The sequence below is a fragment of the Carboxydocella sp. ULO1 genome (genome assembly GCF_002049255.1).
In the GTDB taxonomy this organism is placed as follows: Bacteria; Bacillota.
In genome coordinates, this window is sequence record NZ_BDLQ01000111.1 from 21,293 (window position 1) to 38,276 (window position 16,984).

16 protein-coding genes and 1 pseudogene are annotated in these 16,984 nt (G+C 51.8%); 16 read left to right on the top strand and 1 reads right to left on the bottom strand.

Features of this window, described 5'->3' with window-relative positions:
* Positions 1-78: 78 nt before the first annotated feature.
* The 10 genes from whiA to eno all read left to right on the top strand — a co-directional run bounded on the left by whiA (position 79) and on the right by eno (position 11,075).
* Positions 79-1,029 carry a DNA-binding protein WhiA gene (whiA, locus tag ULO1_RS12225; RefSeq protein WP_078665996.1) on the top strand — a complete coding sequence of 317 codons (951 nt, stop codon included), beginning with the start codon at positions 79-81 and terminating at the stop codon, positions 1,027-1,029.
* Positions 1,026-2,036: an MBL fold metallo-hydrolase gene (locus ULO1_RS12230; protein WP_079933675.1), complete on the top strand. Its 1,011-nt coding sequence runs from the start codon at positions 1,026-1,028 to the stop codon at positions 2,034-2,036. The genes whiA and ULO1_RS12230 overlap by 4 nt, the downstream gene beginning before the upstream one ends.
* A complete protein-coding gene (locus ULO1_RS12235; RefSeq protein ID WP_078665994.1) occupies positions 2,020-2,505 on the top strand; it encodes a DapH/DapD/GlmU-related protein in 486 nt (161 codons plus the stop codon). The genes ULO1_RS12230 and ULO1_RS12235 overlap by 17 nt, the downstream gene beginning before the upstream one ends.
* A gap of 72 nt (positions 2,506-2,577) precedes the next feature.
* Positions 2,578-3,978: an RNA polymerase factor sigma-54 gene (rpoN, locus tag ULO1_RS12240; RefSeq protein WP_307167976.1), complete on the top strand. Its 1,401-nt coding sequence runs from the start codon at positions 2,578-2,580 to the stop codon at positions 3,976-3,978.
* Between the two features lie 127 nt (positions 3,979-4,105).
* A complete protein-coding gene (locus tag ULO1_RS12245) occupies positions 4,106-5,188 on the top strand; it encodes a sugar-binding transcriptional regulator (protein ID WP_079933676.1) in 1,083 nt (360 codons plus the stop codon).
* Between the two features lie 20 nt (positions 5,189-5,208).
* A complete protein-coding gene (gene gap, locus ULO1_RS12250; RefSeq protein ID WP_079906781.1) occupies positions 5,209-6,216 on the top strand; it encodes a type I glyceraldehyde-3-phosphate dehydrogenase in 1,008 nt (335 codons plus the stop codon).
* A gap of 44 nt (positions 6,217-6,260) precedes the next feature.
* Positions 6,261-7,445: a phosphoglycerate kinase gene (locus ULO1_RS12255; RefSeq protein ID WP_079906783.1), complete on the top strand. Its 1,185-nt coding sequence runs from the start codon at positions 6,261-6,263 to the stop codon at positions 7,443-7,445.
* A 29-nt stretch (positions 7,446-7,474) separates the two neighbouring features.
* Positions 7,475-8,224: a triose-phosphate isomerase gene (gene tpiA, locus ULO1_RS12260; protein ID WP_079933677.1), complete on the top strand. Its 750-nt coding sequence runs from the start codon at positions 7,475-7,477 to the stop codon at positions 8,222-8,224.
* A gap of 5 nt (positions 8,225-8,229) precedes the next feature.
* Positions 8,230-9,774: a 2,3-bisphosphoglycerate-independent phosphoglycerate mutase gene (gene gpmI / locus ULO1_RS12265; protein ID WP_079906784.1), complete on the top strand. Its 1,545-nt coding sequence runs from the start codon at positions 8,230-8,232 to the stop codon at positions 9,772-9,774.
* Positions 9,775-9,788: 14 nt separating this feature from the next.
* Positions 9,789-11,075, top strand: a complete 1,287-nt coding sequence (eno, locus tag ULO1_RS12270) for a phosphopyruvate hydratase (protein ID WP_079906786.1) — start codon at positions 9,789-9,791, stop codon at positions 11,073-11,075.
* Between the two features lie 16 nt (positions 11,076-11,091).
* Here the strand turns inward: eno and ULO1_RS12275 are convergent, their stop codons facing one another.
* Positions 11,092-11,628: a nitroreductase family protein gene (locus tag ULO1_RS12275; RefSeq protein ID WP_078666588.1), complete on the bottom strand. Its 537-nt coding sequence runs from the start codon at positions 11,626-11,628 to the stop codon at positions 11,092-11,094.
* Positions 11,629-11,728: 100 nt separating this feature from the next.
* On the opposite strand from ULO1_RS12275, the gene ULO1_RS12280 reads away from it, so the two are divergent.
* The 6 genes and pseudogenes from ULO1_RS12280 to ULO1_RS12310 form a co-directional block, all read left to right on the top strand.
* On the top strand, positions 11,729-12,502 hold the full coding sequence (locus ULO1_RS12280; RefSeq protein ID WP_159446901.1) for a carboxylesterase: 774 nt from the start codon (positions 11,729-11,731) through the stop codon (positions 12,500-12,502).
* Positions 12,477-12,908: a PaaI family thioesterase gene (locus tag ULO1_RS12285; RefSeq protein WP_079933679.1), complete on the top strand. Its 432-nt coding sequence runs from the start codon at positions 12,477-12,479 to the stop codon at positions 12,906-12,908. The genes ULO1_RS12280 and ULO1_RS12285 overlap by 26 nt, the downstream gene beginning before the upstream one ends.
* A complete protein-coding gene (locus ULO1_RS12290; RefSeq protein ID WP_079906790.1) occupies positions 12,895-13,446 on the top strand; it encodes an HDIG domain-containing metalloprotein in 552 nt (183 codons plus the stop codon). Before ULO1_RS12285 ends, ULO1_RS12290 begins: the two co-directional genes overlap by 14 nt.
* Positions 13,447-13,875: 429 nt before the next feature.
* The gene (gene ltrA, locus ULO1_RS12300; RefSeq protein ID WP_079933680.1) at positions 13,876-15,138 is read left to right on the top strand and encodes a group II intron reverse transcriptase/maturase; all 1,263 of its coding nucleotides are present in this window, start codon (positions 13,876-13,878) and stop codon (positions 15,136-15,138) included.
* A gap of 433 nt (positions 15,139-15,571) precedes the next feature.
* Positions 15,572-15,850 carry a hypothetical protein gene (locus tag ULO1_RS12305; protein WP_079933681.1) on the top strand — a complete coding sequence of 93 codons (279 nt, stop codon included), beginning with the start codon at positions 15,572-15,574 and terminating at the stop codon, positions 15,848-15,850.
* 879 nt (positions 15,851-16,729) lie between these two features.
* Positions 16,730-16,984 (top strand): annotated as a pseudogene (locus ULO1_RS12310) (DDE transposase); the annotation flags it as partial.

Below are 16,984 nucleotides of genomic sequence, written 5' to 3' on the forward strand. Positions count from 1 at the left end.
AGGTCAGCGGCGGAATTTCCCGCCGCTTTTGCTTTTCCTGCTCTCCTGGCTGTGTTAAAATGGACTGGGGGTGGGAAAATGTCTTTTTCACTGCAAACTAAAGAAGAACTGGCCCGGCTGTTACCACCTCATGAAGGTTGCCTGAAGGCGGAGCTGGCCGCTTTAATCAAAATGGATGGTTCCCTGCAGCTCAGTGCCGGGACGGGCTGGGCCTTGTCTATACATACTGAAAGCGCCGCTATTGCCCGCAAGGTTTTTTCCTTGCTCAAGAAATTATTTGGTGTACAGGCGGATATTCTGGTCAGCAAACAGAATAGATTGAAAAAACATAACACATATATAGTAAAAGTGGCAGATAGTGATGAGGTAAAAAAAATCCTGCTCTTTGCCGGGGTACTTGATGAAAGGGGAGAGCTCTGGGATGGAATTGCTGACCCATTGCTGGCCCGGGATTGCTGTAAACGCTCTTATTTACGGGGAGCCTTTCTGGGGGGCGGCTCTGTCAATGACCCGGAACGGGACTATCACCTGGAAATTATCGTTGACAACCAGGAAGACGGGGAAGCTATCGTCAATCTCTTGCGCGATCTGGGGCTAAAAGGCAAGCTGACTGCCCGCAAAAACAATTTTGTAGTCTACCTCAAGGAGGCAGAACAGATTGCCGATTTTCTCAGCCTGATTGGAGCCAATCGGGCCCGGCTGGAACTGGAAAATGCCCGGGTCGTGAAGGAAATGCGCAATAATGTTAACCGGCTGGTCAATTGTGAAACTGCCAATCTATCCAAAACGGTGAATGCTGCAGTCCGGCAGCTGGAAAATATTCGCCTGCTGGCGGAGAGGGTGGGTTTGTCCAATTTGCCGGAGGGTTTACGGCAGGTGGCAGAAGCACGGCTTAATTATCCCGATATCAGTTTGAAGGAACTGGGGGAACTGCTGGAACCGCCTTTGAGCAAATCCGGGGTGAACCATCGCCTGCGCAAGCTGGAGCAGCTGGCCAGTCGCCTGTTACAGGGGGAGAAAGGGGAATGAAAAAAGAGGAACTGGATGCTTTTTTGCGGTACAAAACAGCGATGGCTGTAGAGGCCAGCCGCCGTTTCTATAAACTGCGGGAAGGGCGGCAGGAGAAAGAGAAGAGCTGGACTCTGACTTTTCTTGGTACCGGCGGTAACCCGGAAGCGGTAATCAGCCAGCAACCGCGGACTGCTGGATTTTTTCTGCAGCTGGGGGATTTCTATTTCATGGTGGATCCAGGACCGGGGGCGTTATATGCTGCCCTGGAACTGGGGATTGATCTGGGTCAGCTGGATGCTGTCTATATCTCCCATGGCCATGTGGACCATTATGCCGGGGCGGAAAGCATTATCGAGGGCATGTGCTGGGCCATGTCCAGCCGCCGGGGAAAGCTCTTGCTGCCCCGGGATATGGTGGAGGAAAATGCCCATATCAGCACCTTTCACCGGGGGGAGGCGGCCCATAGCGGCTATCTGGGCGGCCCGGAAGTGGTGTTTTTGCAGGCCTATCAGCCGATTGCCCTGGGAGAGCTGACTCTGATTCCTGTACCGGCATATCATGGTCCGGAAAACTATGGGTTTATTCTGAAAGCCCCGGGGTTAATCCTGGGCTACACCAGTGATACCAATTTTCTCCGCAGTTATCGCACTTTCAGTGGAATCAAGGAGGTTATCCCCTGGGGGCCGGTGCTGGATTTCCAGGAAGCGATCAGCTGGCGGGAGGAACTGGTACAGGCCTACCGGAAAGTGGATCTCCTCATTGCCAATGTTACGGCCCATAATAGCTGGTTTCACCGGCATATTACCACCCTGGGCCTGCCTTATCTGTTGCGAGAAAGCAATATAAAACAGTGCTACATTACCCATTTTAATCACTGCTGTGTCTGGCCGGAAGATTTACGACCGGCCATGGCGGCATACGTGGAAGCGGTCAGTGGGGTGCCGACCAGTGCCGCTTATGATGGCTTGCAGGTTGATTTACAGCGATGGCTCAAGCGGGAGGGAGAAGATGAAGCGCAGAGTTGAGAGCTACCGGGTAGAGGGACCGAATAGTATGCAACACTGGACCCGAATTATTTCACCCTGGCGGGTGATGTTCAATTTTGCTATAATACAGCTGGGACGCTATTGTCCTTCTTTGCGCCTGAAAGCCTGGCTCTACCGCCATTTGCTGGGAATGCAGCTGGGGAAGAATGTTTCTCTGGGTCTGATGATGATGCCGGATATCTTTTTCCCTAACCGCATCAGCATTGGGGATAATACAGTGATCGGATATAACTGTACCATCCTGACCCATGAATATTTGGTGGAAGAATACCGGCTGGGAGAAGTAAAAATTGGCAAAAATGTCATGATTGGGGCCAACACCACTATTCTGCCGGGGGTGACTATCGGTGATGGGGCCAAAATCTCAGCCATGTCACTGGTAACCGGGGATGTGGAAGCAGGAGCGGTAGTTGGAGGTATACCTGCCAGGCCCTTGCGAATAAATTAGCAGTAAAAAGAGGATTTCCCCGGTAGAGAAGAGAAGTTATTAGTATTAGCCTGGGAAGGGAAGTAGGGAGCTATGTCAATCCGCATAGGTTATGGACTGAACCTGGAACAGAGCCAGAAATTGATAATGACTCCCGAATTGCGCCAGGCCATCACTGTCTTGCAGTTATCGGCCCTGGAACTGTCTGAGTACGTGCAACAGGAGCTACAGGAAAATCCTGTTCTGGAAATCAAGGAAGACAAGGAAGAGCTGCCGGAAACGGAAGTGGAAGCTAACGGGGGGAAGGATGATGGCCTGGATGTTGACTGGCAGGAGTATTTTGCTGACAAATCCGATCTGGGCATAGTCAGGCAGGGAGCCGAGGAAGAAAAGGAACAGGTACAGTGGGAAAATTTCCTCACTCAGGGACCGACTCTGGTGGAACACCTGCTGTTCCAGCTTAATGTCAGCCCTTTGGACCCCGGGGAGAAGGAAATCGGCGAGTTTATTATCGGTAACCTGGATGATAATGGCTATTTGACCTGCAGTACGGAGGAAATTGCCCGTAGCTTGCAGGTTCCGGTCGAAAAGGTAGAGAAAGTTTTGCGTACCATCCAGACTTTCGATCCGGCCGGAGTAGCTGCCCGCAATTTACAGGAATGTTTACTTCTGCAGGTAGAAGCTCTGGGCTGGAATGAACCCCTCTTGCCGGCTTTGATCCAGCATCATTTGACAGCTCTGGGGGAGGGGAAAGGGCCGAAAGTAGCCCGGGCCCTGGGGGTGCCGGTGGAGGAAATTCAGCGCCTCTATGACTTGATCAAACAACTGGATCCCAAACCGGGGCGGCGCTTTGGGGGCAACCAGGATGTGCGCTATGTAGTGCCAGATATTGTGGTGGAAAAAATCGATGGGGAATATATCGTGCTGGTTAATGATTATGGTGTGCCGCAACTGACCATCAATTCCACCTATCGCTCCATTCTTTTGCAGGAAAAAGATTCGGAAGCCAGAAAATATGTAGAGGCCAAACTCAATGCCGCCAGCTGGCTGATTCGAGCCATTGAACAGCGGCGTCTGACCCTGTACCGGGTGGCCAACTGTCTGGTGCAATTGCAAAAAGACTTTTTTGATTTCGGTTTGCGTTATTTAAAACCGCTGAACCTGAAACAGGTAGCCGAGCTGCTGGACTTACATGAATCTACCATCAGCCGGGCTACCGCTAACAAATATATCCAGACCCCCCATGGCGTATTTGAGGTAAAATATTTCTTCGCCAGCGGGCTGGAAAGCGGGGGTGGGCAGGAAGTTTCCTCCCGCAGTGTCAAATTGCTGCTGAAAGAATTGATCAGCAATGAGGATCCGAAACAGCCTCTGTCTGATCAAAAACTGGCGGAACTCTTAGGCCAGAAGGGAATCCAGATTTCCCGGCGCACCGTGGCCAAATACCGGGATGAGCTGGGCATACCAGCAGCAGCAAGGCGCAAACGCTACTAGAATTGCATAGAATATTACAACTTGGTGCATCCTATAAATGCCCCTCTTGACAAGGTGGAATTGCTTACCTTAGAATATGGATGTGGGGCAAATGCACCATCTTTTTTTCGGAAAGGCGGGACCATAATTGAATGGGCGGGACAATAACGGGCCTAACAGCCAGGAACTGGCATTACAGGAGCTGGTTCACTACGGACAGAAAGTAGTGCCTGAGCTCATACAGCAGCTGGAGAAAAGGTATACTATTCTTCGCAGCATCTATTTTGCCCAGCCGATTGGACGCCGGGTATTAGCCGCCAACCTGCGCATGGGGGAACGGATTGTACGCAATGAAACCGACTTCCTGCGCACTCAGGGTCTGGTGGAGGCCCAGCCAGGCGGGATGGTCATTACTCCCGAAGGTGAAGAGGTCATTTTCGGTCTGGAGCAATTAATCCGCTTGCTGAAAGGACTCACTTCCCTGGAAGAGGAGCTGGCCAGTCGCCTCGGTTTACATAAAGTGATTGTAGTGTCCGGGGATCTGGACCAGGAGCGCCAGGTTCTGAAGGAAATGGGTCGGGCCGGGGCCAACTTCTTGCAGGAAATTATCCACAAGGATAAAATTGAAACCATTGCTGTTACCGGCGGCACGTCCACTTTGAGTGTGGTGGAAAGCCTGCCAGAAATCAGTCCGGGGCGTTCCATTCTAGTGGTACCGGCCCGGGGTGGTTTCGGAACAGAAATGCGCACTCAGGCCAACGCCATTGCTGCCTTACTGGCAGGCAAACTGGGCGGGGAGTATCGCCTGTTCCACGTTCCTGACGCTCTGTCGCCCCAGGCGCGCCTGGCCCTGCTGGAAGAGCCCCACATTCAGGAGATGTTGCGGCTGATGACCCAGGCTCAGCTGGTGATTCACGGGATCGGCGATGCGGTGGAAATGGCCAAACGCCGTCATCTGCCCCAGGTGGAAATCAGCTGGCTGATGCGCCATGGAGCCGTGGGAGAGGCCCTTGGCTCTTATGTAGACAAAGATGGTAAGGTAGTGCTTTCGGCGCGCAACATTGGCTTAAATCTTCAGGAATTACCCCCTGCTTCCACTCTGGCGGTAGCAGGTGGTAAACATAAAGCTCAAGCCATACTGGCGGTCGCTGCCACCGGGGTACTGAAATACCTGGTGACAGATGAAGGGGCCGCTCAGGCAATGCTGGAAACATTAAGGAAAAAGAATTAGCAGTAAAGGAGAGATGAATCATGACAGTACGCGTAGGTATTAACGGTTTTGGCCGCATTGGCCGCAATGTTTTCCGGGCTGCTCTCAACAAGCCGGAAATCGAAATCGTAGCCATCAATGACCTGACTGATGCTAAAACCCTGGCTCATCTGCTGAAATATGACTCTGTGCATGGCATCCTCAATGCCGAAGTACAGGCTGGCGACGGGGAGATTATCGTTAATGGCAAGGCTATCAAGGTTTATGCTGAAAAGGACCCGGCCAATCTGCCCTGGGGCGATCTGGGGGTGGATATTGTGGTGGAATCCACCGGTCGTTTCACCAACCGGGAAGATGCTGCCAAACACCTGCAAGCTGGCGCTAAGAAAGTCATCATTTCTGCTCCAGCCAAAAATGAAGATATCACTATTGTGATGGGGGTTAACCAGGACAAATATGATCCAGCTAACCACCATGTAGTTTCCAATGCCTCCTGCACCACCAACTGCCTGGCTCCCTTTGCCAAAGTTATCCACGAGAAGTTCGGGATTGTGCGGGGCTTGATGACCACAGTACACTCCTATACCAATGACCAGCAAATTCTGGACCTGCCTCATAAGGATTTGCGCCGGGCCCGGGCTGCTGCTATGTCCATCATTCCTACCACTACCGGTGCAGCTAAAGCGGTCGGTCTGGTTCTGCCGGAACTGAAGGGCAAACTGAATGGCTTCGCAATGCGGGTTCCCACTCCTAATGTTTCTGTAGTTGACCTGGTCTGTGAGCTGGCTACCGAAGCAACAGCGGAAGAAATCAATGCCGCTCTCAAAGCTGCAGCTGAAGGGGAATTGAAAGGCATTCTGGCCTACACCGAAGAGCCCCTGGTTTCCAGGGATTTCAATGGCAATTCCAATTCTTCTATTGTGGATGGCCTCTCCACCATGGTGATTGATAAAAAACTGGCCAAGATTGTATCCTGGTATGACAATGAATGGGGTTACTCCTGCCGGGTAGTGGATCTGGCTCTGTATATTGCTTCCAAAGGTCTGTAATGGTAAGATATAGAGTGGGTTAAAAAACAGGGAGGTGGGCCCGCGTGGAAAAAAAGACCATCCGCGATGTGGACGTTAAGGGCAAACGGGTTCTGGTTCGGGTGGATTTTAATGTCCCCACGGACGAAAACCGGCAAATTACCGATGATACCCGGATCAGGGCTGCACTGCCCACCATTAAATACCTGCTGGAACAGGGAGCCAAAGTAATTCTGGCTTCCCACTTTGGCCGGCCGAAAGGCCAGGTTAATGAAAAATACCGTCTGGACCAGGTTGCCAAGCGTTTAAGTGAGCTGCTGGGCCAGGAAGTGGCCAAAACCAGTGACTGTGTTGGCCCGGAAGCCGAGGCTGCCGTTGCTGCGCTGGCACCCGGGCAGGCACTGCTGCTGGAGAATGTGCGCTTCCATGCTGAGGAAGAGAAAAACGATCCTGAATTCGCGAAAAAACTGGCGGCTTTAGCCGATCTATTCGTCAATGATGCCTTTGGCGCTGCTCACCGGGCCCATGCCAGCACCGCCGGTGTGGCCCAGTACCTGCCGGCTGTGGCCGGTTTCCTGATGGAAAAGGAAATCAGCATCATGGGCAAGGCCCTGGCCAATCCGGAGCGGCCCTTTGTGGCTATTATCGGTGGGGCCAAGGTGTCAGACAAAATCGGGGTTATCCAGAATCTGCTCACCAAAGTGGATACTCTGATCATCGGTGGCGGCATGGCCAACACCTTCCTCAAGGCTCAGGGGTATGAACTGGGTAAGTCCCTGGTGGAAGAGGATAAGGTCCAGCTGGCAAAAGAACTGCTGGCTACAGCCCAGCAACGAGGAGTAGAACTGTTGCTGCCCCGGGATGTAGTAGTAGCAGCCGCCTTCGCTCCCGATGCTGAACATAAGACAGTAGCCGTAGGGGAAATTCCTGCTGACTGGCAGGCCCTGGACATTGGCCCGGCTACCGCTGAAAAGTACGCTGGAGTAATTCGCCAGGCCAAAACTGTGGTCTGGAATGGACCTATGGGGGTCTTTGAAATGGATGCCTTTGCCAGAGGCACCGAAGCGGTGGCAAAGGCTATGGCCGAATGCCCTGGCACTACCATCATCGGTGGTGGCGATTCGGTAGCAGCAGTAGAAAAAGTGGGCGTAGCCGAAAAAATGACCCACATTTCCACCGGGGGCGGCGCTTCCCTGGAGTTTCTGGAAGGCAAGACCCTGCCTGGCGTAGCAGTACTGCAGGATAAATAAATTTCATACGTGAATGGAGGTGGCCCGGTTTGCGGCAACCAATTATCGCCGGGAACTGGAAAATGCATAAAACGGTAGCTGAGGCCCTGGCTTTTGTGGAAGCTATTAAGCCTGAGCTGGCCGGTGCCACCGCCGCGGAAACGGTCATCTGTGCACCCTTCACCGCCCTGGCCTCCCTGGCCGAGGCGGTGAAGGGCACTCCTATTCGTATTGGGGCCCAGGACCTGTTCTGGGAAGAACAGGGTGCCTATACCGGGGAAATTTCTCCCCTGATGTTAAAGGAACTGGGTGTCAGCTATGTGATAGTAGGCCATTCCGAGCGGCGGCAATATTTTGCTGAAACCGATGAGACAGTGAACAAGAAAGTCAAGGCAGCATTGAAACACGGCCTGGTTCCCATTGTCTGTGTGGGGGAAACCCTGGAACAGCGGGAAGCGGGCGAGACTTTTCAGGTGGTGGAACAACAGACCCGTCTGGGGCTGGCCGGTCTGACTGCAGAACAGGTTGCCGGTCTGGTTATTGCCTATGAACCGGTCTGGGCCATCGGCACTGGCCGCACTGCTACTGATGCTGATGCGGAGGAAGTGATCGCCTACATCCGCGGTGTGGTCAATGACCTGTTTGGGGCTGAAGCCGCTGAACGAGTCCGGATTCAGTACGGGGGCAGTGTCAAGCCTGACAACATCGTTGGTCTCTTAGCCCAGCCCAATATAGACGGGGCTCTGGTAGGAGGAGCCAGCCTGGATCCAGTTTCCTTTATCGCCCTGGTCAGGAGGTAAAAGCAATGAAACCTGTCAAACAACCGTTAGCCCTGATTATCCTGGATGGTTTTGGCTGGCGGGAAGAAAAGCGGGGCAATGCCATTGCCCAGGCTAACCTGCCCTATTTCCATCAGTTGCTGCGGGAATGGCCCTGGACCACGCTGGAAGCTTCCGGTCTGGCTGTAGGTCTGCCCCAGGGTCAGATGGGTAATTCCGAGGTAGGGCACCTGAACATGGGGGCCGGTCGTATTGTTTACCAGGAATTTACCCGTATCAGCCTGGCTATTAAAGAAAAGACCTTTTTCCAGAATGAAGTGCTGAAGGAAGCCATGCAAAAAGCCAAAAACAGTGGTAAAGCGGTCCATCTGCTGGGACTGGTTTCCGACGGAGGAGTGCACAGCCATATTGAACATCTTTATGCCCTGCTGGACCTGGCCAAAGCAGAGGGGGTAGAGCGGGTTTATATCCATGCTTTCCTGGATGGACGGGATGTGCCTCCCGCCAATGCCCTGGAATATATAAGGCCCCTGGAGCAAAAGCTATCAGCGATAGGGTTAGGCAAAATCGCTACCGTCAGCGGCCGCTACTATGCCATGGACCGGGATAAGCGCTGGGAACGGGTGGAAAAAGCCTATGCCGCTATGGTATATGGCGAAGGTGTTACCGCTGCTTCGGCGGAGGAAGCAGTTCAGTCTGCCTATAACCGCGGTGAGACCGATGAGTTTGTGAAGCCAGCAGTGATTGTAACAGAAGGTAAGCCGGTAGCCACTGTTAAAGCCGGGGATACCATGATTTTCTTCAACTTCCGGCCTGACCGGGCCCGTCAGCTGACCCGGGCTTTTGTGGACCAGGAGTTCAGCGGTTTTGAGCGGCGGCAAGGCTATTTCCCGGTGTATTTCGTCTGCATGACAGAATATGATGCCACTATTCCGGCACCGGTGGCTTTCCCGCCCCAGTCTTTGAAAAATACCCTGGGGGAAGTGCTGGCTGCCCATGGCAAAACTCAGCTCCGCATTGCGGAAACGGAGAAATATGCCCATGTCACGTTTTTCTTTAATGGCGGGGTAGAGATCCCCAACCCCGGGGAAGACCGCCTGCTCATACCTTCACCCAAAGTGGCCACCTATGACCAGAAGCCGGAAATGAGCGCCTTTGAAGTTACCGCTGAACTGCTGAAAGAACTGGAACAGGATAAATATGATGTGATCATCCTCAATTACGCTAATCCGGATATGGTAGGTCATACGGGGGATATGGAAGCAACCATTAAAGCCGTAGAGGCAGTGGATCAGTGTCTGGCTAAGGTAGTTCCTGCCATCCTCAAGCGGGGCGGTGTGGCCATCATCACTGGTGACCATGGCAATGCGGACTGCAAACGGGATGATGAAGGCAATGTCCTGACTTCTCATACCACCAGTCCGGTGCCCTTTGTTCTGGTTTCTCCTGAACATAAGGAGGCCAAACTGCGCGCTGACGGCAAGCTGGCTGATGTGGCACCTACTATTCTGGAACTAATGGGCTTGCCCCAGCCAGAAGAAATGACAGGACAAACCCTGTTGATCAAGTAAGGGAGGGATTTTTTGTGTCAACCATTATCGAAAATATTTATGCCCGGGAAATCCTGGACTCCCGTGGCAATCCCACAGTTGAAGTAGATGTCTACCTGGAAGATGGCACTCTGGGCCGGGCGGCTGTACCTTCAGGCGCCTCTACCGGCGCATTTGAGGCCGTTGAGCTGAGAGATGGGGACAAAGGCCGTTATCTGGGCAAAGGGGTCCAAAAAGCGGTGGATAATGTCAATTCCATCATCGCTCCCCAGCTGATCGGCATGGATGCCACTTTCCAGACCGAAATCGACAAGGTCCTGCTGGAACTGGATGGTACCCCCAATAAAGGCAAACTGGGGGCCAATGCCATCCTGGGCGTTTCCCTGGCGGTAGCCAAGGCCGCTGCCAAATCCCTGGGTCTGCCGCTGTATCAATACATAGGAGGCACCAATGCCAAGGAATTGCCGGTGCCCATGATGAACATCCTCAATGGCGGCAAGCATGCGGATAATAATGTGGACATTCAGGAATTTATGATCATGCCGGTGGGGGCCGATTCCTTTGCCGAAGCCCTGCGCATGGGTGCTGAAGTCTTCCACAATCTGAAGACTGTGTTGAAGGGCAAAGGGATGAATACTGCCGTTGGTGATGAAGGTGGCTTTGCTCCCAACCTCTCCTCCAACGAAGAGGCTCTGCAGGTTATTATGGAAGCCATTGAAAAGGCCGGTTACAAGCCGGGAGAAGATATCGCCCTGGCCCTGGATGTGGCTTCCACTGAGCTGTATAAAGATGGCAAATATGTGCTGGCCGGCGAAGGAGTATCCTACACTGCCGAGGAAATGGTAGCCTATTACGAAAAACTGGTGTCCAGATACCCCATCGTCTCCATTGAAGACGGTATGTCCGAAGAAGACTGGGAAGGCTGGGCCCTGCTCACTACCAGACTTGGCAAAAAAATCCAGCTGGTAGGGGATGACCTGTTTGTTACCAATACCGAGCGCCTGAGCAAGGGGATCGAGCGCGGGGTAGCCAACTCCATCCTGATCAAGGTCAACCAGATCGGTACTCTGACCGAGACCCTGGATGCCATTGAAATGGCCAAACGGGCCGGTTATACCAATGTCATCTCCCACCGCTCCGGCGAAACTGAAGACAGCACCATAGCTGATATTGCCGTGGCTGTTAATGCCGGTCAAATCAAAACCGGTGCTCCTTCCCGCACCGACCGGGTAGCGAAGTACAACCAGCTGCTGCGCATTGAAGAAGAGCTGGGCAATCTGGCTATCTATCGCGGCAAAAAGACCTTCTATAACCTGAAATAAGCAATTAGCCCCGTCCTTAGCGGACGGGGTTTTTGCTATACTGGTTATAGTGGATTTTGTCATAAGCCAGCTGCTCCAGGCTGGCTGGAGACCTGGTTTCGGCTGGATAGCCGATGGCCAGCAAGGCCAGGACCCGGTAAGGGGCCGGGACCTGCAGAACCTCCTTGACATATTCCTCCGAGGACTGCCCTGCTGCCGTTTGCCGCAGGCGAATCTGAATCCAGCAGGAACCCAGGCCCAGGGAGGTGGCAGCCAATTGCATCAGGATGGTAGCGATGGAGGCATCTTCGATCCAGACATCGCATTTGTTTTCATCGGCGATAACAGCGATACCCAGTGGTGCCTCAGCCAGAAAAGAAATACTGTGGGCCTTGGCTTTGGCCAGCTGTTGCAACAAACTTTTATCCTGGATGACAATGAATTCCCAGGGGCGCAGGCTGCGGGAGGAGGGCGCCAGCAGGGCCGCTTGCAGGATTTTTTCTATTTTTTCTTTCTCCACTGGCTGGTCGGTAAAACGGCGAATACTGCGGCGCTTTTGTAATAATTCCAGCATCTTACCCACTCCTTTCAAATTTTTATAACTATATTATAACATTGCTTTTTACTGGTGGAATATGCTAAAATGTCAGAAAAATGCCCTTGGAGGTGAAGGCATGCAGATAACAGGACGCCCGGTCACCCCGCTTTTTTTTCCGGGCAACCGGACCGGCATAGTATTGATTCATGGCTTCACCGGTTCACCGGGGGAAGTGGAGCCCCTGGGCCGGGCCCTGGCGGCTCAGGGCTGGACGGTACAGGTGCCCCTGTTACCCGGCCATGGCACTGATGTGGAAGAGCTGGCCCGCACCTGCTGGCGGGACTGGGTGGCTGCTGCGGAAAAAGCGGTAGTAGAGCTCAGGCAAAAGTGCGACCGGGTCTACCTGGCCGGGTTATCGATGGGGGGGTTGATCAGCCTCTACCTGGCCCATTATCAGCCGGTAGTAGGAGTGATCAGCCTGGCGGCCCCGATTTATCTCAAAAACAAGAAAGCCTATCTGGCTCCTTATTTACGCTGGGTCAGACGCTATGCTCCCAAAGAGAGGCAAGAAGATGGGCATTACCTGTTAACTCATTTCAATTATGATCACATACCGCTGGCCGCTCTGGTCAGTTTACTGGAATTTATTCGAACTGCCCGCAAGCAACTCCCCCTGGTACAAGTACCGGTCTTGCTTATCCAGGGTGATGCGGATGAGACTGTTGACCCGGCTAGTGCCGAATACATCTTTCACCAGCTGGGAAGCAGAGAAAAAAAGTTGTTGTCCCTTCCAGGAGGCAGACACCTTTTGCCTTTAGGGCCGCAGCGCCAGCAGGTGGCAGAAGCGGTAATTGACTTTATAAAAAATTTGGAGGAACAGAGCAATGAAGGAGTTTCCAGGAGAATATGACCACTGGTGTTTTGCCTGTGGCAAGCAAAATCCACGGGGTTTACATCTGGAATTTACGATAGAGGGGGAGGAGTATGTGACTACCTTCACTCCGGGCCCGGTCCATCAGGGCTATCCCGGTATCATGCACGGAGGGATTATCTGCACCCTGCTTGATGAAGTAATGGGCCGCTACCTCTGGAAGCAAGGCCTGACGGCACCTACGGCGGAATTGACGGTGAGATTTCGGCGGCCTGTTCCCATCAATGAACCTTTACAGGTTCGGGGCCGGGTGGTCAACCGCCGGGGCCGGGTGATTGAAATGGAAGCCAGTCTGATTTTGCTCAAGGACCAGCAAGTGGCGGCTACAGCCACTGGCAAATTCATTCAAATCAAAGAAGGAGGACTGACTGATGGACAGAATTGAAGCAGTACAGCTGATGGAGAAATATGTAACCAACACAAATTTGCGCAAGCACTGCCTGGCAGCGGAATTCGTCATGCGCCGCCTGGCCCGCCATTTTGGCGAAGATGAGAAAATCTGGGGCTTAGCTGGCCTCTTGCATGATATCGATTATGACCAGACCAAGGATGACCCGGCCCGCCACAGTCAGGTGGGAGCCGACCTGCTGGCTGAACTGGGGCTGCCGGAGGAAGTGGTCTATGCCGTGCGGGTACATAACGAATACCACGGCCTGCCCCGCCTGTCCCGCCTGGATAAGGCCCTCTACAGCGTTGACCCCACCACCGGCCTGATTGTGGCCGGAGCCCTGATCCGTCCGGAGAAGAAGCTGGCGGCAGTGGATGTGCCTTTTCTGGTCAATCGTTTTCACGAAAAATCCTTTGCCCGCGGGGCCAACCGGGAGCAGATTCAAGCCTGTACGGAACTGGGTCTGAGCCTGGAGGAGTTCCTGGGGCTGGCGTTAGAGGCGATGCAGGAACATAGTGAGGAACTGGGATTGTAGAGGTAAGACACCCTGGCGAGGGTGTCTTTTTTGTGCGCCCGGCATGGGCGTTGTCTATAGGGTGAAAGTCCCGAACGGCGAAGGTAGCAGTAGCCGTAGCTTAAGACAAGGGTGTCCACCGTGAGGTGGAATCTGAAGGAAGTCGGCGGCAAACCTCCGGCCCGACGAACAGGAACCACATAAGAGGCTAGCGGCAGTTGGATGAGCTTGCGAAACAAAGCGAAGTCCTTGCTACCGAAGGCTGCCGAGAGTAAATGTGGCGGGTAGATGGAGGGAAAGACAGCGCTCTTACCCGGGGAGGTCTGCCGGAGATGTTGGTAATGCCAATAACCCAGGTTGTAAGGCCTGGCTGAACCGGCAGAAGTCAGCAGAGGTCATAGTAGCCAGTACAGACGTCAAACTGGTGAAGGGCCGAACACAAAGCGAGGGATGGACTTGGCACGTTCGAGAGATACACAAAGACAGCAGAAAACCCCATATGGGGGGGTGGAGGAGAACAAAGGTGCCCCAGGAATCGACCAGGTCACGGTAAAAGACCTCCGGGACTACGTAAGGGAGCACTGGGACAGAATCAGGGAAGAACTTCTCACGGGAACCTATAAACCGCAACCGGTACGCCGGGTCGAAATCCCGAAACCTGGCGGCGGAACAAGGTTATTAGGAATCCCAACCGTCATAGACCGCCTAATCCAGCAGGCCCTCCTGCAAGTGCTTACTCCCATCTTTGATCCGGAGTTTTCCCCGTACAGCTACGGGTTTAGACCCGGACGCAGGGGACATGATGCGGTCAGACAGGCAAGGACGTACGCAGAGGAAGGATACACCTGGGTGGTAGACATGGACCTGGAGAAATTTTTCGACCGGGTAAACCATGACATCTTAATGGCCCGTGTTGCCCGCAAAGTGAGAGACAAGCGGGTACTAAGACTTATCCGCCGCTATCTTCAGGCCGGAGTAATGGTCAACGGAGTAGTAATGGACACCGAAGAAGGCACTCCCCAGGGAGGGCCATTGAGTCCATTGCTGGCTAACATAATGCTGGATGACCTGGACCGGGAACTGGAAAGACGAGGACACAGATTCGTGCGCTATGCGGACGACTGTAACATCTACGTCCGAAGTCAGCGAGCCGGAGAGCGGGTGTTTGAGAGCATTAAATCTTTCCTGGAGGACAAGTTAAAACTCAAAGTAAATGAGACAAAGAGTGCGGTAGACAGGCCGTGGAAGCGGAAGTTTCTGGGCTTCAGCATGTACAGAGGGAAAGACAGAGTAGGAATCAGATTAGCCCCGGAAACAGTTAAACGGGTAAAGAATAGACTTCGGGAAATGACATCACGAAGCAGGGCAGAGAAGATTTCGGACCGCATCAAGAGCATCAATGCCTACCTTGGAGGCTGGATAGGATACTACGCGCTGGCGGAAACGCCGGGCGTATTCCAGGAAATCGAAGGGTGGCTAAGGCGAAGATTGCGGATGTGCGTCTGGAAACAATGGAAACGTGTCCGAACCCGATACCGTGAACTGCGGGCCTTGGGCCTACCGGAGCGAGTAGTCCATATAATGGCTAATGCCCGTAAAGGCTACTGGCGAATGTCTCGACAATTAAATAACGCCCTGAACAATGCCTACTGGCAAAGTCAGGGCTTGAAGAGTTTGACTGAACGTTATCATCACATTCGTCAAGCTTGGTGAACCGCCGTATACCGAACGGTACGTACGGTGGTGTGAGAGGACGGAGGTTAATCACCCCCTTCTACTCGATTATATGCTGTATTTAGGAGGCAGATTTTCATTGAGTAAATGCAAGAAAGCTTGGAAAGGTGACATTTTCACAAGGTAAACACATGATTAAAATTACATTATTGACAAAATATTTACAGAAAAGGTAAAATAACATATATCAATGCGGGCGCTATCGCTGTCGACTTTTAGTCACTTGTTAAAGCAAATCAAAGATTCATCTTGCTGTAGACTGCAAAAGCGAAGTTACCAACTGCAATAGAAGTACACCAGATAACGTAAATGATGGGGAAATGGGTAGCACTTTAATTCAACTCTGCATTTTTATTTTATCTAGCCATAAATATATTACACAGAACTTTATTGGCTAGGGGGGTAACTTCACATGGCCTTAGTTGAGTTTCAGATATACTTTCCTATAGCGGATAGTGTAGTTTTAGAATTTTGGGATTCGAGGACAAAACTGGCGCATATTCCCATGGATATTGATTCCGATGGATATTGGGAAAAAAGTATTAACTTGGATGATGGCTTGTATCACTATTGTTTTTTCATTAATAACAGCTTTCGAGTCAATGACCCACAAACGTTTCCTGCTTATGTTCTAGAAAATGGTAAACCTATATCAAGTCTTGTAATCGAAAATTCCGAGGTTAGAAAATAAAATTATGATTCTGCTAATATAGAAGTTGAATACATAGACATGTATGCCGGAACGTCACGTTTGCCTAGACTCAACAGGGAATTCAGCAATTCTGATGGAGAAATAGGTATAAATATTGATTTTATTAAAGTTAAGGGCATACATCTAGTTAGTTTCGTATGGGTTAATCCTATGTTGGAAATAGCATACGTTTCTGATTGTATCGTATCAGGTAATCCTTCAGGCAAAGGACAAGCAGTTCAAGCTTCGGGTTGGATCACAACTGATCCCAATAATCAGCTAATCCCAGGCAAATGGCATCTTGTAGTTTTAGTAAATGGCAATGAAATTTGTTGTTTGCCATTCTATATACGAAGTTATTTCTACCGACTGCAACAGGGTAGAGTTATAGCCCTGTAAAAAATTAAAAATTATGGGAGGTATGGTAAAATGGGTATGGGGGACTTAAGGGTCGCCGAGAGAAAAGCAAGGTCAACACAACAGTCGGCAGCAAACAAAACTTCTACTTCGACAGTTCAAAAAACTTCTACTTCAACTACTCAAAAGTAACGCTAAGCTAAATTTGGGTAAGGCACAGGTATCTAGATTTAGTGGAGGACCTGGTGGAGTCAAAGGAGAAGCTTATACTGTGGAAACAGGTGTAGAGAGAGCTAATTGCGCTGTCAGAAAATCCTGACAGGCCAAGGGATAGCGAAATGTCAAAAATAAATTTACCCCAGAAAAAGGTGTATAGGAAAGGGTTTTTAGCGCAAAACAAGAGGCTGAGGGAAAAATTCACCCCAGCCTCAAATGTTGTAAAAAAATAAGCAACAGGCACCCACCTGTGATAAAATTGAAGTTGAAAAGACAAACAATCCTACACAGGGAGGGATGCCTGTTATGGCTATTATACCACAAATTAAGCTATTTGAGTGGACAGAATTACAAACAATTGGAGATTTAGTTCGTTTACGGCTGGTTCTGGATTACATGCCAGAGGAAGAATTGATGAGGACCCTTGAGAGAAGCCGGGGTAAAGGGCGAGACGATTATCCGGTTCGGGCAATATGGAATTCCATACTAGCGGGTATTGTGTTCCAGCATGAGAGTGTGGAGAAGTTACGGCGGGAACTGGCCCGCAATGGTCAATTACGA